At 34.3% G+C, this 22,892-nt stretch carries 17 protein-coding genes and 1 tRNA gene; 2 read left to right on the top strand and 16 right to left on the bottom strand.

Going from position 1 to position 22,892, the window contains the following annotated elements:
• Positions 1 to 45 precede the first annotated feature (45 nt).
• The 11 genes from P0Y62_10080 to thrA all read right to left on the bottom strand — a co-directional run bounded on the left by P0Y62_10080 (position 46) and on the right by thrA (position 12,849).
• Positions 46 to 609, bottom strand: a complete 564-nt coding sequence (locus P0Y62_10080; GenBank protein ID WEK68220.1) for a thioredoxin family protein — start codon at positions 607 to 609, stop codon at positions 46 to 48.
• A 15-nt stretch (positions 610 to 624) separates the two neighbouring features.
• Complete coding sequence (aroC, locus tag P0Y62_10075; protein WEK68219.1) at positions 625 to 1,695, bottom strand: chorismate synthase; 1,071 nt, start codon at positions 1,693 to 1,695, stop codon at positions 625 to 627.
• 44 nt (positions 1,696 to 1,739) lie between these two features.
• Positions 1,740 to 3,380 (bottom strand): hypothetical protein, encoded by a 1,641-nt coding sequence (locus P0Y62_10070; protein WEK68218.1) that lies wholly within the window; start codon positions 3,378 to 3,380, stop codon positions 1,740 to 1,742.
• Positions 3,381 to 3,435: 55 nt separating this feature from the next.
• Entirely contained in the window at positions 3,436 to 3,978 is a 543-nt protein-coding gene (locus tag P0Y62_10065; GenBank protein ID WEK68217.1) for a YMGG-like glycine zipper-containing protein, read from the bottom strand.
• Positions 3,979 to 4,750: 772 nt separating this feature from the next.
• Positions 4,751 to 5,782 carry an alpha/beta hydrolase gene (locus P0Y62_10060; protein ID WEK68216.1) on the bottom strand — a complete coding sequence of 344 codons (1,032 nt, stop codon included), beginning with the start codon at positions 5,780 to 5,782 and terminating at the stop codon, positions 4,751 to 4,753.
• Positions 5,783 to 6,169: 387 nt separating this feature from the next.
• Positions 6,170 to 6,240, bottom strand: a tRNA-Cys gene (locus P0Y62_10055).
• Positions 6,241 to 6,379: 139 nt separating this feature from the next.
• On the bottom strand, positions 6,380 to 7,744 hold the full coding sequence (locus P0Y62_10050; GenBank protein ID WEK68215.1) for a DUF4403 family protein: 1,365 nt from the start codon (positions 7,742 to 7,744) through the stop codon (positions 6,380 to 6,382).
• Positions 7,745 to 7,774: 30 nt separating this feature from the next.
• Complete coding sequence (gene folB / locus P0Y62_10045; protein WEK68214.1) at positions 7,775 to 8,143, bottom strand: dihydroneopterin aldolase; 369 nt, start codon at positions 8,141 to 8,143, stop codon at positions 7,775 to 7,777.
• Positions 8,144 to 8,148: 5 nt separating this feature from the next.
• Complete coding sequence (gene thrC, locus P0Y62_10040) at positions 8,149 to 9,453, bottom strand: threonine synthase (GenBank protein ID WEK68213.1); 1,305 nt, start codon at positions 9,451 to 9,453, stop codon at positions 8,149 to 8,151.
• Positions 9,454 to 9,470: 17 nt separating this feature from the next.
• The gene (locus P0Y62_10035; GenBank protein ID WEK68212.1) at positions 9,471 to 10,388 is read right to left on the bottom strand and encodes a homoserine kinase; all 918 of its coding nucleotides are present in this window, start codon (positions 10,386 to 10,388) and stop codon (positions 9,471 to 9,473) included.
• Positions 10,389 to 10,398: 10 nt separating this feature from the next.
• On the bottom strand, positions 10,399 to 12,849 hold the full coding sequence (gene thrA, locus P0Y62_10030) for a bifunctional aspartate kinase/homoserine dehydrogenase I (GenBank protein ID WEK68211.1): 2,451 nt from the start codon (positions 12,847 to 12,849) through the stop codon (positions 10,399 to 10,401).
• A gap of 360 nt (positions 12,850 to 13,209) precedes the next feature.
• On the opposite strand from thrA, the gene P0Y62_10025 reads away from it, so the two are divergent.
• Positions 13,210 to 13,395 (top strand): hypothetical protein, encoded by a 186-nt coding sequence (locus P0Y62_10025; protein WEK68210.1) that lies wholly within the window; start codon positions 13,210 to 13,212, stop codon positions 13,393 to 13,395.
• A 369-nt stretch (positions 13,396 to 13,764) separates the two neighbouring features.
• Here P0Y62_10025 and nadA read toward each other — a convergent pair whose 3' ends face one another.
• The 3 genes from nadA to P0Y62_10010 all read right to left on the bottom strand — a co-directional run bounded on the left by nadA (position 13,765) and on the right by P0Y62_10010 (position 16,367).
• The gene (gene nadA / locus P0Y62_10020) at positions 13,765 to 14,784 is read right to left on the bottom strand and encodes a quinolinate synthase NadA (GenBank protein WEK68209.1); all 1,020 of its coding nucleotides are present in this window, start codon (positions 14,782 to 14,784) and stop codon (positions 13,765 to 13,767) included.
• Between the two features lie 77 nt (positions 14,785 to 14,861).
• Positions 14,862 to 15,434, bottom strand: a complete 573-nt coding sequence (gene gmk, locus P0Y62_10015; GenBank protein ID WEK68208.1) for a guanylate kinase — start codon at positions 15,432 to 15,434, stop codon at positions 14,862 to 14,864.
• Positions 15,435 to 15,509: 75 nt separating this feature from the next.
• Complete coding sequence (locus tag P0Y62_10010; GenBank protein ID WEK68207.1) at positions 15,510 to 16,367, bottom strand: YicC family protein; 858 nt, start codon at positions 16,365 to 16,367, stop codon at positions 15,510 to 15,512.
• Positions 16,368 to 16,634: 267 nt separating this feature from the next.
• On the opposite strand from P0Y62_10010, the gene miaA reads away from it, so the two are divergent.
• Complete coding sequence (gene miaA / locus P0Y62_10005; GenBank protein WEK68206.1) at positions 16,635 to 17,555, top strand: tRNA (adenosine(37)-N6)-dimethylallyltransferase MiaA; 921 nt, start codon at positions 16,635 to 16,637, stop codon at positions 17,553 to 17,555.
• Positions 17,556 to 17,907: 352 nt separating this feature from the next.
• On the opposite strand, the gene P0Y62_10000 is transcribed toward miaA, so the two are convergent.
• Entirely contained in the window at positions 17,908 to 19,320 is a 1,413-nt protein-coding gene (locus P0Y62_10000; protein WEK68205.1) for an efflux transporter outer membrane subunit, read from the bottom strand.
• 347 nt (positions 19,321 to 19,667) lie between these two features.
• A complete protein-coding gene (locus tag P0Y62_09995) occupies positions 19,668 to 22,850 on the bottom strand; it encodes an efflux RND transporter permease subunit (protein ID WEK68204.1) in 3,183 nt (1,060 codons plus the stop codon).
• Positions 22,851 to 22,892 lie beyond the last annotated feature (42 nt).

The following is a 22,892-nucleotide window of genomic DNA, read 5'->3' as shown; positions in this document are numbered from 1 at the left end:
GCCCAAAATGCAGATAAAAATTTATATTTTTCTGAATATCAGAATTTACAAAAGATCTAAAATTTCCTGAACAGCGTCTTTTCCTCTATTTTTTGCATAATATAGCTGAAGATCGTTATAAAAACTGTCTTTTGGGTAGCCTTCAGGATCAGCTTTGTGTTTCATAAGCAATTCGGTTCCGTATTTTGGACGTGGTCCCCAAGATTTTTTTACGTTGAAATCTTTATCAAGAATAATGATTTTCGGGATAGATTCAGTCCCATTCGTCAAAAACTGATTGATTAAACTTTTATCGCTATCTCTCAGGAAGATTCTTACTTCGTTGTGACCTTTAAAAAACTTAACCAAAGCTGGAACTGTTGCGCTTGCATCACCACACCACGCTTCAGAAATGATTAAAATCTTTCCGTCAAAATTTTTAGCAGCCAGTTCTTTTAATTGTTCTTCATCCGGGACATACTTTTTTACCGTTCTGTCCATTCTTTGAAGTCCAAGCTCATAATATTGTTTATAGTCGATTTCTTGTTGAGTGGAAGGATTTTCTAATCTTTCTTTTGCAATTTGAACATAGTCTTCAAAAGAAATTCCTTGAGCCCAGTAATTTTCCATTACTCTGTTTATATTTTAAAAATTATTAATATTTCTTGTTTTGTTAATCAAAAATAGATCTGCTAAAACAAAAGCAGCCAAACTTTCCACTACAGGAACTGCTCTTGGAAGAACACAAGGATCGTGGCGCCCTTTTCCTTCTACGATGGCAGGATTTCCGAATTTATCAACACTTTCCTGAGGTCTTAAAATGGTAGCTACAGGTTTGAAAGCTACACGGAAATAGATATCCATCCCATTTGAAATTCCTCCCTGGATGCCGCCCGAAAGATTAGATTTTGTCGTAAAATCCTCATTGAAAAGATCGTTATGTTCTTTTCCTGTCATTTTTGCACCACAGAATCCGCTTCCATATTCAAAACCTTTTGCTGCGTTGATGTTAAGCATTGCTTTGCCTAATTCTGCCTGTAATTTTGAGAAAACCGGTTCACCAATTCCGACAGGAACATTTTTGATTACACAGGTAATCGTTCCGCCGATTGTATTGCCCTCTTTTTTAATTTCTTTGATTCTTTCGATCATCTTTTCTGCCGTTTCGGCATCAGGACAACGGACTTCATTGCTTTCCGTTTTTGAGAAATCTAGAGCCTGATAAGGTTTTTCACAGAAAATTTCGCCTACGGAAGAAACGTAAGCATTGATCTCAATATTTGATAAAAACTGTTTTGCCAAAGCTCCGGCAACCACCCAGTTCATGGTTTCTCTTGCTGATGACTTTCCTCCGCCGCGATAATCTCTTAGACCATATTTTTGATCATACGTAAAGTCTGCATGACTCGGACGATATGAGTTAGCAATATGATCATAATCTTTTGATTTCTGATTTTCGTTTTCGATAATAAAACCAATGGGAGTTCCGGTAGTTTTTCCTTCAAAAATTCCTGAAAGAAACTTTACTGTGTCACTTTCTTTTCTTTGGGTTACAATTGCAGATTGTCCGGGTTTTCTTCGATCCAATTCGTATTGAATTTTATCGAAATCAACCGTTAAACCTGCCGGGAAATTATTGATGATTCCACCATAAGCCAAGCCATGACTTTCTCCAAATGTTGTAAGACTGAGAAGATTACCTAAAGTATTTAACATGATACAAATTTACGGCTTTTTCTTCAGATAAAAAGGCTCATAAATTACTTCTGTTTATACAGATTGTTGATAGAATTGATAACGTTTTCTGCTTCTTTTTTTTCTTCTGAATTTAATTTTTTCCAGATAAATCCACTTTTCATATTTGTTTCATCGATAAGCTGTGGGAAAATTCCGGCTTTTACATATTCAAAAACATAGCCTTCGGAAATAGCAGGAAGAGGAATGTTATAATTAAGCGGATATTTTCTGGAGACATTGAAATTTAAGTTTCCTATTTTGTAAGAATTGTAATCTATGGTTTTATAAACGGATGGTTTGTAAATCTGTTCTACTTCAGGTTCTTTCATAAAGTTTCCTAAATAGAAACTCTGAAAATGTTTTTTAACAAGTTGAGGAATTGATATAAATCCGATAAAAAATATGCTGAAAACAGAAAATATGATAAGTGATTTTTTTTGATCGAAGTAATTCATAAACATGATAAAGAAAATGACAAAGAAAACATCTATGAAAAATCTATATTGTGCGGAAAATGAAATTACTAAAATGCTTTTTATTAAAACCGAAATACAAATTAAGGTAATGATTCTGTTTTTTTTGATGAATGCAAATCCCGTGAAAATAATTAAGCTTATAACAAATAGTATATTGATCTTTGACTTCATTCCGTGCAAGAAAAACCAGTTTTTTACATAATCAAACCAGGAAAATTGTTGAATTTGCTGATAAGAATACTGCATATCATATGTTTTTTGAATAGCAATTTCAGAAGAGGTTTTTAAAATATCGGGATTAGGTTTCCAGCTTACTCCAACATCTCCAACTGAAATTGGGAAAATAGGATAACCAAAGGTGTAAATATTCTTAATACAAAATAATATTAGGATCGAAATTCCTGGAATTAGGCTTTTAAAACCTGATTTGGTAATGAATATTGAATAAGCAAAACTTAAGATAGGTAGCCAGATCATTGTTGGCTTTATTGCAAAAACAAATGCTGAAAATATAAATAAAATGGTTGTTTCCTTATTTTGTTTCACAATTTCATTTAATATAACTAATGAAAAAATGATGACAGGAAGATCTGGACTCGGGGATTGCGAAAACATAAGTAAAAAAGGAAGGAAGCAAAGGTGGATCCAGCATTTTTTTTCAATGATATAGAGTATGTAAACAATGAGTAAAACGGTGTTTATTCTCAGAAAAGGATCTGCTAAATTGGAAAATCCAGCTTGAAAAATATGCCAAATAGACATTTGACCAATAACGGGATTCAGGTTTGAAATACCTTTAATCGTACCATATTCTGTAAGCCATTTTATTGAGGGAACATAATATCCGAAATGATCTATCATGTAGGGATAAAACGAACCGCAGAATAAGATGATCAGCGAAATCATAAAAAATAAAAAATAGTCTTTTTTCGAAAATAAAGTAAATTCCTTATATAATTTGTCTTTGAAAAAATACAGAAGCCCCAATAAGATTGTCGGAATTTCTACATATAGATTTAACGGAATGAAGAAGGAAATAACAGTCCAAATCAAACTGATGGTTAAAACTCCGGAAAATATTTTCCCTGAAATTCCTTTAAATAGTGGAGTTAACAAATATTCTGAGATTCTTCCCCAGCCGATCAGGGTCGGAATAATCAATATTGTGGAAAGTAAAATTAAGATCATAAAAAAAGATTGCTTAAAAATAAGCAATCTTTTAGTTTTATTGAAAAAACAATAATTATTTTGGCTGAACCCGGCCGTCTTTTCTGTCACCTGCTCTACCAATGGTATAACCGGTTGCACCTCCTACAACTCCGCCGATTACGGCACCAAGTCCTCTGTTTTTCTTAGCGATAATTGCACCTGCTGCTGCGCCCCCTACAGCACCAATGATGGTACCTTTTGCGGCCTTACTCATCCCTTTTTTCTGAGTAGTTCCCTGTGAAGCTGTACTGCTTCCATTACTTCCATTGTTAGCATAGCTTCCGTTTGAACCTGAACTTTCTCTATATATGGTTCTCTCTCTTATGATCTGAGGTTTTGAATTACTTGAAGTAGCTGCTTTTGCTTTTTTAGCTTCAACAATGCTGTCTGCTTGCTTCTGAGCTTCGTAAGCCATTTTTTCTTTTTCAATAGCTAATTTCTGTTTTTCAATTTCTAGCTGTCTCATCTGGAATTCAATTTTCTGCTGTTCCAAAGATTTTTCAGCTACTTGATCATCCTTTTTACAAGCTGTCATTAAAAATACTGACAAAAAACTTGCTAACACTATCTTTTTCATAATTCAATTTTTTATTGATAACATTTACCAATTGTTGTAATGATAATTTCAATTATAAAGCCAAACAATGTTAATAAGTGTTAAAATTGGTGGAATAAATAAAAATAACACAGCAAAATTCTTGCTAGAGAAAGGTGAATTTTAGATTGTAGATTGCTTTATTGTCAATAATTTGTAATGTTTTTCTTGTATTTATTTCACTTTTTCTGGATAGAAAAACAAACAGTCCTTTTTTCTTTCTGAAGGATATGCTTAAAAGTATTATAAATAAAGGGTTTCATTCTTTTTAATGAAATTTTTGATGAAAAAATATTATATTAATTCTAAAAGAAATGAAATAATTATAAATCTATTTTTAGTGATTTTTTTACACTTTATTTGTTTTTATGATTTAAAAAAAACTTTAAAAATATCATTTGTTAGTTTTTTATAGCATTTTTATTTTTGTAGATTTGTACAAACTAAAAAACTTTCCATGGACTTATTTGATCATTCATTCGTCAAGCTAATTGTATTATTAGTTCTAATGATGTTTGTAATCTCCTGTTTGTATTTATTTCTCCGTAAAAATAGTGGCCGATCTGGTTTTTGGCATTACAGTAACAATTTTCCTGATTACAGACGGTATATGGAGATTAAGAAAAAAAATATAAATTCCAAAAAACATTGATGCTAATGTTCATGATGAGAAAATATAATTTAGTTTCTAATTTTTATAAATAACTTTAAAATAAAAAACTCTAATCTTAAGATTAGAGTTTTTAGAAGGATGTTATTCTTTCTTTGCAATATTTTCGGAGAGTAAAATAATCTCCTTGTTGATTACATCTGCGTTTGCTTTTTTCGTAATGATACTACCATGATTGGCATTCATGACGATTTGTTTTCCTTGAGAAGAAAGTTCTTTTATTTCTTTTTGCATATCAAACCATAATTGAACTTGCTTTTCAGGATCAATCCCCTTTTTTCTGTATTGTTCTTTTTGGGATTCATTATACTGTTCTGTAGCAGTAAATACTAAAACAGGTAATGAATCTAATTTTTTCGCCTCACCTGCACGCTTCAGTACGTCATTAGTCAATTTATTTTCTCTTAAAAACATATTATAAACATCCCCGGAATTATTTGTTAGCGATTGTGAACGAATATACACCTCTTTGGGTAAGCCATCACCTTGATATGGAGCTTTACTAAAAATCCGGTTATAAAGACCTAAAATACCTAAATCCGAAAGTATAGCTCCGATTTTTAATGTTTTTGCCTGTCCTTCAGGAACCAATTCTTTTTGTGCTAATCGATTCCATTGTTCAGGATGACTTGAATCTATGAAGACCATTCCTTTTACTTCGTTCGGATAAAGATCTCTGAATATTCTGGTATAAGGACCTCCCATAGAATGGCCCACCAAAATATAAGGTGGTTTTTCTCCTGTTTTCTCTAATAATTCATGAAGCTGATGTGCATAAAATTCAGGAGATCTATGATCACTGTTACTCGCTTCGCTAAACCATTTTCCATCTCTGTCATAACGTATTACTCTCGTTTTATCTTTTAAACCTTCCGCAATCCAATGCAGCATGTCTGTATTACTGTGTGCTCCAGCTTCAATAATCACTGTAGGTAAAGATTTTTTGTCTCCCTCTGCTCTTACATGGATGTTGGTTCCGTTAACATTAACTAATGTACCGGGAGGAACTGGTTTGGGGCTAAATAATCGGTAACACAGCCCTAAGAACAATATTGCTATTAGAATTCCTAGTATGAACTTACCTAAAAACTTAAATATTTTAAAAAATGATTTCATGGTTATTTTTAAATTTCAAATTGATAATGGAAGAATTGATGAGACAGAATATTTACGAAAATCTAAATTTGATCTGTGTATATATTATATTGGGTTTTTGATATAGGCATGCTTAGAAATTTCGCACAAATATAAAAAAGCCTTCTATAATAGATGGCTTAATTTTTCTTTATTTCTGCCAGGAAATAAGGCTTGCTTTTTCTTCTATTAATTCTTGAATAATATCTATTGATCAAATTTTGGGGAACATCAACGTATGGGTAAGGCTTTATTATTTGGAATAGATATGATCTAAAAAGATGAATTCTTATTTATCGTGAAAATATCGTGAAGGTTTGGAAAGAAAAAACCCTAAACTATTTGTATTCAATAGGATAGGGTTTTATGAGGTGCCTAGCGGATTCGAACCGCTGTAGATGGTGTTGCAGACCACTGCCTAGCCGCTCGGCCAAAGCACCGTTTTTTTACGTCTGCAAATATACTAAAATTTCTTGCTCGGCAAAAAAAATATCCAATTTTTCTGTCCTTTACATTCTTTTATATTGTTTATCAGTGGGATAAATTTTAAAAAAAGTCGTTGTTTTCAGATAAGATAATTCAAATTCCAGCGAGGGTAAGCTTTAAAGATGCATTAGTATCAATAACGGCTGTGATTGCTGTTGATGTTAAGAGTATTTTTGTAGGTTTGAGATTAAAAACCTTTCCGGTCATTTTTAATCCTTTGTAATATTCTTTGTTGAAAGCCTCTTCGATGCTTTTTTTCGAATTGTTTTCCAGATCTTCAGTAGGAATACCATATTCTTCTTCTATCATTTTTACGATTTTTCCCTGAAATAAAACAGAAGCTGTTTTCTGTAAAAAATTGGATGTTTTAAGTTTGAATTTGGTTTTCGAAAGAACAATTTTCTTTTTTGCCTCATCATATACCGGAATTCCTGAAATAATGCTGGTTCCTTTTACATAGCCTTCGGTTTGAGCTTCAATCATAATTTTATCATCTATACCATAGACTCTGATATCGGTAATTTTTACTTTTGAATCTCTGATATCGAATTCTTTGTTCAAAAATGTTTTTCTTGCGATATTGCTGGCTTCTGTATAAGGAATATTGGCGGTTGTCTGTAATAAAAAATTATCTCCTAAGCTAGGAGAGAAACTGAAGTTTAAGGCTGTTTTTATAGGCTGTGAAGCATCCGGTTTGGTGCCTGTGAAAGTTTCAGAATAAATATCTATTCCAATATTGGTATTAATCTGATTAGCATAAAATTTTAACGGAGTAATATTTACACTGATCGGGGAGATTTTTAGCCAGGTATTGTATTCTTCTGATATATTAAAAGGTTGTGAAAAAGCATTCCACGCCAATACTGCATATTGCTGAAAATTCAGCTGAGAGGCCATTTGCTGATCTATGGTTTTACAGAATTTTTGCTGCTGTTCTATTAAATTTTTTTCGACAATAGAAGTGATGGGAATTTGAATTTTCCCATAATCTAAAACCGGTTTTGTTACCCATCGGAATCCGTTGGGTTTGGTACTGGTTGTAATGGTCCAGTTATTTTGAAAAGTCAATGTAGTATTAAAAGACATTACGGTTTCAAAAGTTGTATTTTGATAGGTGTAAATACCTAATGTTCCGATGCCTTTTTCTGCCCATATTTTTAAAGGAACTTCAATTAATATATTCTGATTGGTTCCTCCAACTAGCCGTATAGGGCGGGTTTTCCAGACTTTGACTTTGAACTGGTCATTATTGTTGTCCGTGTAAGAATCGTCCTGGTAAATAAGCTCTTTTACGGAAGCATTAATCATATTACTGATTTCCGAAAGAGGAATCGTTACCGGCATGGTAATATTAGATTTTATCTTCGGAAAATTATATGCTATTTGCTGGCTCTCGACATTTGTTTGTCCAAAAGCATTGATAAAAGCTACTAAAAATAATATTTTGATGATATTCAATGGTATAAAATTTTAGAAAACTAAGTAAATTTAATTTTCAGGTTTAAAACTTTGCTCCAGTTCGATACTTGCCCCTCTCATTTCGCCTTGCATAGGTGGGGCGGTTTTGGTGATTTTTAATTTGATATAATTTATCTGTTGAAACTCGTTATGGATCCGAGAAATGATTCTTCCTGCTACATGTTCCAATAGTTTAGATTTAATCTTCATTTCATCATGGATGATTTGGTTAATGTCAGCATAGCTTATGGTGTCGTTCAAATCGTCAGATTCCGCTGCTTTCCACAAATCGGTGTGAAGTTCCACGTTTAGAATATAGTAGGTGCCAATAATATTTTCTTCTGGTAAAACACCGTGATAGGCATATATTTTTAAATCTTCAAGAAAAATCTTGCTCATATTTCTTAATTTTTATCAAGCAAAAATCGTTTTAATTCTGCAAAGTCAGGTTGTATTTCAAGACTTTTTTTCTCCTTTTTCATTAAATCTTCTAAAGATTCGGGGAGCTTAATAGAGATTTGGGTTGCCTTTTCTACCGCATCAGGAAACTTTACAGGATGTGCTGTTGCCAAAATAAAACCTTTTTTACCCGGATTTTCTTTCAAATATTGTTCCATTGCTGTATAAGCGACTGAACTGTGGGGGTCAAGCAAATAATTAAAATTTTCATAAACTTCTTTGATGGTGTGTAAGGTTTTGTCATCATCGATGGAGTAGCCCGAAATTTTGCCTTTTACATCTTCAAAATGATTTTTAAAAAGCTCTAGAATTCTTACGAAATTGCTCGGATTTCCAACATCCATTGCATTCGAAAGGGTAGCAACTGTTTCTTTCGATTCTAGTTTTTGTGTTTTTAAATACTGAGGAACTATATCATTCTCATTACAGGCCGCAATAAAATGATCAACAGGAAGTCCTCTGAAATGAGCTAGAATTCCTGCGCAAATATTCCCGAAATTTCCGCTGGGAACGCAAATGACAGGATTTTGTTTTTCCAATTTCTGCCACTGTTTTAAAGCCAGTAAATAATAAATCTGCTGAGGAAGCCATCTTGCGACATTAATAGAATTTGCAGAAGTTAAGAATAAAGATGAGTTTATTTCTTTATCTGAAAATGCCTGTTTTACCAGACTTTGACAATCATCAAAACTGCCGTCAACTTCCAGAGCAGAAATATTTTCGCCTAAAGCGGTCAATTGTTTTTCCTGAACTTCACTCACACGATTTTTAGGATAAAGAATAACAATATCAATATTTTCAGTTTTGTAAAATCCATGGGCAACTGCACCTCCTGTGTCTCCAGACGTCGCAACCAAAATCGTTACCTTTTTATCTTCATCCTTCAGAAAATAGGAAAGAATGCGACTCATAAATCTTGCTCCAATATCTTTAAAAGCCAGAGTCGGTCCATGAAAAAGTTCTAAAGAATATATGTTTTCATTAATTTTTTTCAGAGGAATATCGAAATTAATGGTTTCTGAAACGATTTCTTTTAAAATATCAGAAGTAATTTCATCTCCAATAAAATCTTTCATGCATTGAAAAGCAATTTCTTCAGCGGAATATTGATGTAAATTTTCTATAAAATCCTCATCAAATTTTGGAATAAATTCAGGGAAAAATAAACCTTTTTCTTTTCCCTGTCCTTTTATGGTCGCAGTTTTGAAATCAACGGCTTCTTCTTTATCTTTTAAATTGTAATACTTCATTAGGTTAAATTTTAATTTTAGATGATTTTAATTTCGGAGGGATTTATTTTTGAAACATATACGAAACTTTCAATGCCGATTTTATTATAAACAGATTTCATCATGTCTGCGATTTTTTTTGAAATTTCTTCTTTTTCTGAAATCATAAAAATTGACGGTCCGGAACCTGAAATTCCTCCGCCCAAAGCTCCTAATTCTAAACTTTTTTCTTTGATATCATTAAACTTTGGAATTAAAATGCTTCGTACGGGCTCTACAATGACGTCATTCAGACTTCTGCCAATCAATCCGAAATCATTATTCTGAATTCCGGCAACCAGTCCTGCAATATTTCCCCACTGTTCTATTGCATCTTTAAGAAGAATATTTTTCTTCAGGATCTGTCTTGCATCGGAGGTTTTCACTTCAACCTGCGGATGAACTGCCGTCACCAATAAATCTGGAGAATTCAGGGGAATAATATCAATAGGATTTGATGATTTAACTAAAGTTATTCCGCCAAAAATACAGGGCGCAATGTTATCTGCATGTTTTACGCCGGAAGCCAGTTCTTCCCCAAACATTGCAAAATATACCAGTTCTTCTTTGGTGAAAATATTTCCCAGTAATTCATTAGCTCCCACAGCAGCTCCGGCCGCACTTGCAGCACTGGAACCTAATCCGCTTCCTGGTTTTATCTTTTTATTTATGATGATTTCAAAGCCGTTTTTTAAATTCAAATATTCCTGGATTTTTAATAAAACAACTCCGGCAACATTCTTTGAAGGCTCTTCCGGTAATCCGAAATGATCTTGATGTTTAATAATAATTTCAGGCGTTTCTAATAATTTCAGTTCCATTTCATCATATGGTTCATGGATAGCCATTCCTAAAATATCGAATCCGCAAACCAAATTGGCGACTGTTGCAGGGACTTGTAATTTTATATTTTTCATAGTCAAAATTTTAAACAGAACGAACAATATCCGCGAAAACTCCACTTGCAGTAACTTCAGCACCTGCTCCTGCACCTTTCACAACCAGAGGCTGTTCAGAATACCTTGAAGTTTTAAAAATCACAATATTATCTTTTCCATATAGGTTAAAAAGGTCGCTTTCGGGTGCTATATGCTGTAATCCAACTTTTGCTTTGCCGCCTTTAAATTCAGCTACATATTTTAAAATTTTGCCGTCATTTTTAGCTTTATCCAGTAAATTTTTAAAATGAGTTTCGTATTTGAGAAGGGAGTTGTAAAAATCTTCCACGTTTCCTTTCATGCATTCTTCAGGAAGAAAACTTTCATTTTCGATTTCATTGAATTCCAGCGAATAGCCTGCTTCTCTGGCAAGAATTAAAATTTTTCGGGCTACATCGGTCCCAGATAAATCCAGTCTCGGATCGGGCTCTGTGTAGCCTTCTTTTTGGGCTTGGGCTACGATTTCAGAAAATGGTTTATTTCCATCATAATAGTTAAAAACAAAATTTAAAGTTCCACTCAAAACTGCTTGAATAGAGGTGATTTTATCGCCGCTTCTTATCAGATCGTTAATTGTTCCAATGATGGGAAGTCCTGCTCCGACATTGGTTTCGAAGAAAAATTTACAGCTGTGATTCCGGGCAATGTTTTTTAAGGTTTTATAATTTTCAAAATCTGATGAGGCTGCAATTTTATTACAAGCTACAATATTTATACTTTTTTTAAGCAATTTTTCATACATATTCGGAATTTCTGAACTTGCCGTAACATCTACAAAAACAGAGTTTCTTAAATTCCTTGAAATAATTTCGTGAGCAAATTTTTCTGCAGAAGCATCTTCGCCATTCTTGTTAAAATTGAAAAATTCGTTTTCTGAAATTCCTGTATCTGAAAAAATCATTTTACGGCTGTTGGAAAGTCCTGCAATTCTTAAATTGATTAAAAGATTTTCTTTAAGATATTCGTTCTGGTCATAGATCTGCTGAATTAATTTCATTCCAACATTTCCAGTTCCGCAAATGTAAAGATGTACCTGTTTTATTTCCGATTCAAAAAATTCTTCATGCAGCACGTTCACTGCTTTTTTGATGTCTTTTTCTGAAATGACAATGCTGATGTTTTTTTCAGAGGAACCCTGTGCAATTGCCCGTATATTGATGCCGTTATTTCCCAAACAGCCAAACATTTTTGCGCTTACGCCGCTTCTGCTTTTCATATTTTCTCCGACCAAAGCTACAATGGCAAGGTTGGTTTCAATTTTTACGGGCTCGACTTTTTTTAGCTTTAAATCATCTTCAAAAGCGATATCAATAGCATTTTTTGCATTAAAAACATCTTTTTCATGAATGGCAACAGTTATGGAATGTTCAGACGAGCTCTGTGTAATGAGAATAACACTCACTTTTTCACTGCTTAAACATTGAAATAATTTTGCGGAAAATCCCGGAATTCCAATCATTCCGCTTCCTTCTAAAGTCAATAAAGCAATGTTGCTCATATTAGAAATTCCGACTGCAATCTGCTGATTTTCAGAATTTATTTTTTCCAGTTGATGAGAAATTAATGTTCCGCATGCTTCCGGCTCGAAAGTGTTTTTAATTCTTAGATTAATATTTTTCACCATCACTGGTTGAATTGTCGGAGGATATAAAACTTTTGCTCCAAAATGGGAAAGTTCCATTGCCTCTGCATATGAAATTTCAGGAATTAGTTTTGCGTTGGAAACCAATCGTGGATCTGAAGTCATCATTCCGCTTACATCTGTCCAGATCTGAAGTTCATCAGCATTGATGGCTGAAGCAATGAGAGATGCGGTATAGTCTGAACCGCCTCGTCCTAAGGTTGTAGAATTTCCTTTTTCATCTTTAGCAATAAATCCGGGAGCCATAATAATCTGATTTTTATTTTCGTTTAAAAATTGTATCAAATTCTTTTCAGTGGCTTCAAAATTTACTTTTGCATTGGTGTAATTGTTATTAGTAACAATATTTTCGGAAGAATTCATCCATTTGATATCAAATCTTTCGAATTGTAAATTTGCAGCGATAATGTTTGACGACAGAAATTCGCCGTAAGACATAATTTTATCTTTAATTCTATCTGTGAATTCTCCCAATACGAAAATTCCGTTACAGATATCTTCTATATCATTAAAATGTTTTTTAACGAAGCTCAACCATGAACTTTGATTCGAAATCGGAATTAATTCTGTGACTAAATCTAAATGTTTTTCTTCAAGTTTTTTAATAATCTGAATATAATTTTCATTGTTTTGAGATGCTGATTCTGCTGCTTTTATCAATTGATCTGTCACACCTTGAAGTGCAGAAACTACAATTACGACTCTGTTTTTCAGAGATTCTTTCTTTATGATATCTTTTACCTTTAGTATATTTTGGGCATTGGCGACAGAAGTTCCGCCAAATTTTAAAACTTTCATGATGTTTTATTTTGAGTTATGGAAAAATGAAATTTTACTCTTCAGAAAAAGAGTACACGCTAGTGAATGATATGTGAAAATTTACCCCGTTATGGGGTAGTGGTAGTTGTTGTAGCAATAATGGAAACAAAATTTCCTTCCGAAATAGAGAAATCCGGAATAGAAATATCAGATATGTTTCTTAAATAATTCATTGTTACTTGAACAAATGTACAAATTATTTTGAAGCACGAATAAAAGTTTGCATCAAATATTATTTACTGAATAGAATTTAACATAAAATAATATTTATCAATATTTAGTGATTTATTAATTTAATATCTATTTTTAAATCACCTGAATCAAGAAAAATAAAATACCATGAAAAACCTAAAAAAATTAGACAGACAAAATTTAAAAACAATTAACGGAGCAGGAACCTGTAATTATACTTGTCCTCCCGGGCCTTATGGTCCCGGTTTTCCAAAATCTTGTGCAGACTATGATGCTTTGCCGGAATGTTGTAAACCTAAAGTGTTGTTAAGCTATGAATGTTCTCTTGATTAAGGTTACATTTAACCATTAAAACTATTTACTATGAAAAATTTAAAAAAAATTAAAAGAGAAAACCTGAAAAAGATTTTGGGTGGGGTCAATCATGAGTGTAATTTTGATTCTGACTGCAGCCCAATACCGGGTTGTGCTACTTGTTCTTTGTTTTTGGGAAGAAGAGTTTGTATAATGTTTTCATATGATCCTGTAACTCATACTTGTCCATAATAAATTAGCACATACGGAAAACTCCCAAGATGCGCTTTACTTGCGTACAATATTTTGCATTATCCCCAAAGTGTCGAATGTGTTTAGACGTGAGCGCAGATTGTTTTGAAAATTAATTCTAAAGAAAAAAAGCACTGTAAAAACAGTGCTTTTGATTTATTTGATACTTTTTGAAAGATCAAGCATTGCCTCGATCGGTTTTAATGCTTTTAATCTTAATTCTTCGTCGATCAGAATTTCAGGAAGTTCATATTTCATACATAAATACAATTTTTCCATTGTATTACGCTTCATATAAAAACACTCCGAACAGTTGCAGGTTTCATCAAAAACCAAAGCCGGAATCAATTCCTTATGGGGAGCACGTTTTTTCATTTCGTGTAAAATCCCTTCTTCTGTAGCAATGATAAATTTCTGACAATCGTCTTTTTGTACATAATCCAACAATGCAGAAGTAGAGCCTATAAAATGAGCCAGTTTTAGAACAGCTTCCTCGCTTTCCGGGTGAGCAATTAATTTTGCGTCCGGATTATCTGCTAATTGTTTTGCAATTCTCTCCATGGAAAATGCTTCGTGAACGATGCAGCTTCCGTCCCAAAGAATCATATCGCGTCCTGTTTTTTGGGATAGATATCTTCCTAAGTTTTTATCAGGTGCAAAAATAATAGGTCTGTCTTTTGGAAGGGCTTCAATTACCGTTTCAGCATTTGAACTTGTTACGATAATATCACTCTCTGCTTTTGTTTCAGCATTACAGTTGATGTAGGTCGCTACCAAAGCATTTGGGTGCTGTTCACGCATTTTTCTTAATCCTTCTCCAGAACAACCGTCTGCTAAAGAACATCCTGCCATTGTATCCGGAAGAACAACTTTTTTAGTTGGGTTCAGGATTTTTGCTGCTTCCGCCATGAAGTGAACTCCGCAGAATACGATCATATCGGCATTGGTATCTTTTGCCTGTCTTGCCAACTGTAGTGAATCTCCTAAAAAATCGGCAATATCCTGAATTTCTCCAGGCTGGTAATAATGCGCTAAGATTACCGCATTTTTTTCTTCTTTCAATTTAAGAATTGCTTTTACAAGCTCTTCTCCTTGAGGAATCACTAAATCTTTAATGTCCAGAAATCCTTTTACGGGAATTGTAGATTTAGCTTTTTCTAGTGTTTCGGTACTCATATCAACCTCAATGTTTTTAATTATAGAAGTTAGACTTTAGAAATTAGGGGTTAGATTTTTTTACTAACATCTGATTTCTAATTTCCAGTTTCTTCAATGAAATTTTTTATTAAACTTTCTATTTCTTTTTTTGCTTCATCCAAATCCGTATTAATGACGATTTTGTCAAATTCATCGGCATAAGACATTTCCTCTTCTGCTTTTGCTACACGGGTTTTAATGGTTTCTGCATCATCTGTATTTCTTGAAATCAATCTTCGTTCCAACTCTTCGATGGAAGGTGGTTCAATGAAAATTGACAATGCCTTTTCTCCAAAATATTTCTTTAGGGAAATTCCGCCTTTTACATCAACATCGAAAATTACGACTTTTCCCCGATTCCAGATCTTTTCAACTTCAGATTTTAAAGTTCCGTAATATTTATCTGTATAAACCTCTTCAAATTCTACAAACGCATCTTCCGAAATTTTCTGTCTGAATTCATCCGGTGTTAAAAAATGGTAGTCTACCGCATGAACTTCGCTTCCTCTCGGTTGTCTTGTAGTACAGGAAATTGAGAACTGCAGTTCATCAAAAACTTCCAGAGAATGTTTTACTAATGTCGTTTTTCCGCTTCCGGACGGTGCTGAAAATATGATAACTTTATTCATATTGTTGTTGGTTGATAATTTTTAGTTGACAGCTGTAAAAACCCAACAACCATCAACTAATAACTATCAACTAAGTTATAGTACGTTTAATGTCTGTTCTTTAATTTTTTCCAAATCATCTTTCATCATCACCACCAGTTTCTGAATTTGTGCATGATTGGCTTTTGAACCTAAAGTATTGATTTCACGGCCGATTTCCTGAGAAATAAAACCAAGTTTTTTTCCGTTGAAATCCTCATTGTCCATTACTTCTTTGTAATATTTCAAATGCTGGGCTAATCTTACTTTTTCTTCAGAAATATCCAGTTTTTCTGTGAAATAGGCCATTTCCTGATAGAAACGGGTTTCATCCACGTTTTCGAATTCCTTTAAAGTTTTCTGATAACGCTCTCTTACAGCGATGATTCTTTCTTCTTCAAAAGGAATAACTTCACCTAGATATTTATCAATATTCTGAATATTTCTTTCCAGTTCTTCATGCAGGATTTTGCCTTCTGTTTTTCTGAACTCTTCGAAACGGTCAATCGCAGCATTTACAATTTTTGCTAAAGCTTCCCATTCTCCTTCAGACAAGTCATCGGGTCTGGAAGTAATAGCGTCCGGAAGTCTTACCGCCATTTTCAGATATTCAAAATCCGGTCCATCGGAGGCAATGTTTCGAAGTTCATTAATGTAAGAATCAATTAATCCTTTATTGATTTTTACGTCGTTTGTCTCTTCTAGATTCTCTATATTAACGTAGCAGTCTACTTTTCCACGGATGAGTCTATCGTTAAGAATTTTTCTGATTTCAAATTCTTTTTCTTTGTAACGCAAAGGAATTTTAATATTCAAATCAAAGCTTTTGCTGTTCAGTGATTTAATATCTATTGTAATTTTTTTTCCTTCAAAAACGTCTTCGGCTCTACCAAAGCCTGTCATTGATAAAATCATAGTTTTTTATTGTCGTACAAAGATAAACATTTAAGTCTATAGTGTGACAAGATGAAACTTTAACGTTAAGATCAAGTTCGATTTTAACCATTAAGATTTTGATTAAGAAATTTAGAATATTAAGATGAACTTTGCTTTAAAATAATGCTTGAGAAAAATCTATTAGATTTATTCTTAACCAAATTCTTAATGGTTCAAAATTAAGACACAATTTTTTTGTGACTTTGAGATTAAAACAAAAAAATCAAATTTTCGTAAATTAGCGATGTGAAAAAGAAAAATTTGATTTCTGTTGTAGGACCTACCGGAATTGGTAAAACGAGATTGGCAATTGATCTGGCAAAACATTTCAATACGGAAATTATTTCCTGTGATTCCCGCCAGTTTTTCAAAGGAATGGAAATTGGTACTGCCGCACCTTCTGCAGAAGAATTGTCAGAAGCACCTCATCATTTTATTGGAAATCTTTCAGTTCAGGAATACTATTCCATTGGGCAATATGAAGAAGATGCCTTAAAAAAACTCAACGAACTTTTTAAAGATCATGATACCGTCATTTTGGTGGGAGGAAGTATGATGTACGAAAAAGCTGTAATTGAAGGGTTGAATGATTTACCCGAAGCTGACGAGGAAAATCAGAAAAAATTACATGATATTCTCGAAAACGAAGGCATCGAAAAACTTCAGGAAATTCTAAAAAAATTGGATCCCGAATATTTTGAAGTGGTTGATTTTCATAATCACAGGAGACTTTTACGGGCAATTGATGTCATTTGGCAGACGAATAAAAAGTATTCGGAACAAATTGCTGTTTCACAAGATTCAAGAGATTTTATTACAATTCGAATTGGAATTGAAGCACCGAGAGAAGAATTGTACGATCGAATCAATAAGAGAGTGGATATCATGATGGAAAAAGGCTTGTTGGAAGAGGCAAAAAGTCTGGAAGAATTTAAAGATCTGACTGCTTTGAAAACCGTTGGATATTCTGAATTATTCAAATATTTTGATGGGGAATGGGATTTGGATTTTGCCGTTTCTGAAATTAAGAAAAACAGCCGGAGATATGCAAAACGCCAATTGACCTGGTATCGAAAAGCGGATGATATTCATTATTTGCAGTTGGGATATTCGAAGGAGGATTTTGATCAGTTGATTGAGTATATCAATAAAGAGACTTTGAAATAATTTTATTTTCCAGAGATTTCCACATTTTTTTGAAAAATATTAGACATAATTTTAACCATTAAGATTTGATTAAGAAGTTTAGAATATTAAGTTTAGCTACGCTTTTAAAATAATGTTTATAAAAATCTATTTGATTTTTCTTAATTAAACTTAACAACTTAAATGCTCTTAATGGTTTTAAACTTTCACACATTGTCATTCTGACGAAGGAAGAATCTTTGTTAACAATTTAGATTCTTCACTTCACTTTGTTTCGTTCAGAATGACAGTGAGAGTGGTTAAAAAAGTTTAGTTAAACAAAAAAATGCAGCCCCGAAAGACCGCATTCCATTAACAATATAATTTTAATTTACTACTTCCAACCGCCTCCTAAAGCTCGGTACAAGTCTACAATACTGCTTAATCTCTGTCTTTTTACGGACGCCAAATTTAGCTCTGCCTGTAGAGAATTTCCTTGAGCTGTTATTACTTCTAAATAATTTGCCATCCCGCCTTTGTAAAGCATTTCGGCACTCTTAATTCCGTCTTTTAACGTTGCAACCTGTTCTGTTGCTTTTTGTTCCTGAACTTTTAAACTTTCATTTGAAACCAAGGCATCAGAAACTTCACCTACCGCATTTAAAACTGATTGACGGAAAGCCAATACGTTTTTCTCTCTCTGGATTTTAGCAACATTTAAATCTGTTTTCAATTGTCTTTTCTGGAAAATGGGTTGAGTCAATCCTCCTAAAACAGAACCGAATAATGAAGCCGGAATCTGAAACCAGTTATCAATTTTAAATGAATTTACTCCACCATTTGCTGTAATTTTCAATGAAGGATACATGTTTGCCTGAGCAATTCCCACCATTGAATTGGATTCCAACAATACCAATTCCTGTTGACGAACATCTGGACGACGGCTTACCATCGCTGCAGGAAGCCCCGCAGAAATATCTTGTGGCAAAGAGGTATCTGACATTTCAATCGTTCTGCTGATTTTTCCCGGATTTTCCCCAACTAAAATACTTAATGCATTTTCCTGGATGGCAATATTTTGTTCCAATTGTGTAATCAGAAGTTCTGTAGATTGCTTTTGAGCTGTTGCCTGCTGAACTCCCAGAGAAGTTGTATCCCCGCTTTTCCATAATTTTTCTGTTAAAGAAAGCGTGTTTTTGCTCAATTCTAAATTTGAGTTGGCAATCTGCAATTGTTTGTCGAGCATCAATAAATTATAATATCCTTGAGCAATGGCTGCCACAACTTGTGTCTGAATTGCTTTTGTTGCTTCATAAGTCTGCAGATACTGCATTTTAGAAACTTCCTGCTGATTTTTAATTTTTCCCCAAATATCGGCTTCCCAAGATAAATTGAATGCTGCATTGTAATCCTCAACATAGCTTTTTCCTAAAAATAAATTTAAGCTTTGCCCGTTCATGCTGTTTTTGGAAGGTTTTGAAATTTGTGCAGTAACACCAAAACCTACATCAGGATACTGAAGATATTTTGCCTGTTTTAATTTTTCCTGTGAAGAAGCAACCTGTTTTAAAGCAATCTGTAAATCGTAATTGTTTTTAATTCCTTTTTCAATCAGGTTTTGCAATATCGGATCGTTGAAAAACTGTTTCCATTCTAAGTTGGCAACGCTTGCTGTATCGGCAGTTGCAGTATATTTGAACGTTTCGGGAAGCTCAAGCTCAGGCTCCTTGAATGCCAGTTTCGACACGCAGGAGACCGAACCTAGAGCCAGTCCAAAAGCGATGATGATATTTAATATTCTTTTCATAAGTAAATATTTATTTTTATTAAAAGGTCTTATGTAATCTTGCGATTTCATAATTTTTTAATTGATTACAAAACTTTGAGAAGTTATGAGTGCAAAGAAGTCTTTAGTAGGAGAAAATGCTTTGCTCTTTTATGATATTAGTTTGAATAGTTTCTTCTCTATTTTTATTTTATTTGAACCATTAAGAATAGTTAAGGAATTAAGCTTAATTAAGAAAAAATCAAATTGATTTTTAATAAACATTATTTTAAAAGCGTAGCTAAACTTAATATTCTAAGCTTCTTAATTAAAATCTTAATGGTTCAAAATATATTTGAAATATTCTCAAAGTTTTGTCAATCATTATATTAGTGAGCCGGAGTTAAAAGTTCTTGCTCCAATTTTTGTTTTTGAAGTCTTTTCTTTTTTCTGCTCGGCATTTTTTCGTGTAAGTATTGGAAAATCACAAACATTACAGGAATAATGAAGACTCCGAATACAACACCTGTAAACATTCCACCCACTGTACTCATACCGATCGAGTGGTTTCCTTTTGCGGAAGCTCCCTGAGTCCAAACCAATGGAAGCATACCGATGATGAAGGCAAATGAGGTCATTAAGATCGGTCTTAAACGTAGCCTTGAAGCCTGAAGCGCAGATTCCAGTAATGATCTTCCCGCATTTCTTCTTTGCACTGCGAATTCTACAATCAGGATCGCGTTTTTCGCCAATAATCCGACCAACATGATCAATCCAACCTGAACGTAAATGTTGTTATCAATTCCAGCCAATCCTGTAAAAGCAAATACTCCGAAAATACCCGTTGGAATCGTTAAAATAACGGCAAACGGTAGAATATAACTTTCATACTGAGCTGCCAACAAGAAATACACAAACAAAATACTTAGCATAAAGATAAATGCTGTCTGTCCGCTTGTTTTGATTTCTTCACGAGTGATTCCCGTCCATTCGTAACCGTAACCTCTTGGAAGTGATTTCTGCGCAACTTCTTCTACAGCCTTGATCGCGTCTCCGGTACTGTAGCCAGGTTTGGGAGTTCCGTTAATTGTAACCGCATTGAATAGGTTGTTTCTTGTCACTGTTTCAGGTCCGAAGCTTCTTTTTAAGGTTACCAATGTTTTTACAGGAACCATTTCGCCTGATTTATTTTTAACATAAATTCCTTCCAGAGAATTCGCGTCGGTACGATAAGGAATATCCGCCTGAGCCATTACTCTATAGTATTTTCCGAATCTGTTGAAATCTGAAACGAAGCTACTTCCGTAATAAATCTGCATCGTCTGCATCAATTCTGTGATAGAAACGCCAAGCTGATTGGCTTTATCATTATCAACCTCAATGGTGAATTGTGGATTTCCTGCTGCATACGTTGTGAAAGCGAATGCAATTTCCGGACGTTTCATCAATTCTCCAATGAAAGCCTGAGTATTTGTTCCCAATTGTTCTAAAGAACCGTTCGTTCTGTCCTGAAGCATAAATTCAAAACCGGAAACGTTACCAAATCCCTGAACTGTAGGGAAGTTGAAGAAGAATGCACTTGCATCTTTCACCTGGGAAACTTTCCCTGTTAATCCTGCTGCAATCTGATCCGGATCGGTGATTTCACCTCGCTGATCATGATCTTTTAATTTGATAAAACCTGCAGAGTATGGAGAAGCATTCGCATTACTGATGAAGTTCAGACCGTCTGCAACCCAAAGGTGGTTTTTCGCTTTTTCACCGTCTATGATTTTATCGATTTGTTCGGTTGCATTGTGCGTTCTGTCCAATGAACTTCCCGGAGGCGTGTTTACCGCATACAAGATGAACCCCTGATCTTCTGTAGGAATAAATCCTGATGGTGCTTTTTTAATTAAGAAAACACTTACCGCAGTAATAAGAACTAATCCGCCAACCGCAACCCATTTGTTTTTAATTAAAAATTTAAGGCTGTAAATGTATTTTTTAGTTAAATTATTAAAGCTTGTATTGAAAGCATTGAAAAATTTCGCGCCGAAACCAGTTTTTTTGCCATGTTCACCGTGCTCACCTTGAGGATCATTTAATAATAAAGCACAAAGAGCCGGACTTAATGTTAAGGCATTCACCGCAGAAATTAAAATCGCAATCGCCAATGTAAAGGCAAACTGTCTGTAGAAAACTCCCGCAGGACCCTGCATGAAACCAACCGGAATAAACACGGCACACATCACCAATGTAATGGAAATAATCGCTCCGGAAATTTCACTCATCGAACTTGTTGTGGCTTGTTCCACAGGCATTCCTGTATGTTCCATCTTGGAGTGAATGGCTTCTACCACAACGATTGCGTCATCTACCACAATACCAATGGCGAGTACCAATGCAAACAACGTCAACATGTTGATACTGAAACCAAATAACTGCAAGAAGAAGAAGGTACCGATAATCGCAACCGGAACGGCAATTGCAGGAATTAATGTAGATCTGAAATCCTGAAGGAAAATATATACTACAATAAATACCAGAATAAATGCAATTACCAATGTCTCAACAACCTGATGAATAGACGCGTCTAAAAAATCTTTAGAGTTGTACATGATGATCGGTTCTACGCCTTTTGGAAGGGTTGTTTTGAACTGGTCAACCTGTTTTTCAATTTCTGTTAAGATCTCGTTGGCGTTCGAACCGGCAGTCTGCATGATGGCAAATCCGGCTACTGGTTTCCCGTCAACTCTGTTAGCTGCTGTATAGGTATAAGATCCGAATTCTACTCTTGCAACATCTTTCAATCTTAGGAATGAACCGTCGCTGTTCGCTTTGATGGCAATATTTTCGTAGTCTTCGTTCTTGTTTAATTTACCCTTATATTTTAAGATATATTCGTAAGTTTCCTTACTTCCCTGTCCCAAACGACCCGGAGCGGCTTCTAAGTTGTGATCTTTCACTGCATTCAAAACTTCCTGAGGCGAAAGTCCGTTTGCGGCTAATCTGTCCGGTTTCAGCCAAAGTCTCATGGAATAATCTCTCGTTCCGAAAACTTGTGCCTGAGCAACCCCTGGAATACGTTGAATTTGCGGAATAATATTGATTTTTAAATAATTCTGTAAAAACAGTTCGTCGTATTGTTTAGGATCATTACTTGTTAATCCCATGAACATGATCATACTGTTCTGTACTTTCTGAGTAGAAACCCCTGCCTGAACAACCTCTTGAGGAAGCTGGCTCATCGCTTTGGATACACGGTTTTGTACGTTTACCGCAGCATTGTCCGCGTCAGAACCCTGCTTGAAGAAGACGTTCAATGTCATGGTACCGTCGTTACTGGAGTTGGAAGTCATGTAGGTCATGTTTTCCACCCCGTTCACGGCTTCTTCGATAGGTGTTGCCACAGAACGTGCTACCACCTCCGCGTTTGCTCCCGGATAAAATGCCGTCACCTGAACGCTTGGAGGAGCGATATCCGGAAAGAGGGCAATGGGTAAATTAAAGAGGGACAGAGCCCCCAATAATAAAAGTATTATGGAGATCACGGTAGAGAGTACCGGTCTTTCTATAAATTGTTTTAACATAAGAAGTTTATTTTTTAATGGTGTTTAAACTTGTTCTTGTAA

This window comes from Candidatus Chryseobacterium colombiense, assembly GCA_029203185.1.
In the GTDB taxonomy this organism is placed as follows: domain Bacteria; phylum Bacteroidota; class Bacteroidia; order Flavobacteriales; family Weeksellaceae; genus Chryseobacterium; species Chryseobacterium colombiense.
This window is presented reverse-complemented; position numbering and strand designations above follow the sequence as displayed.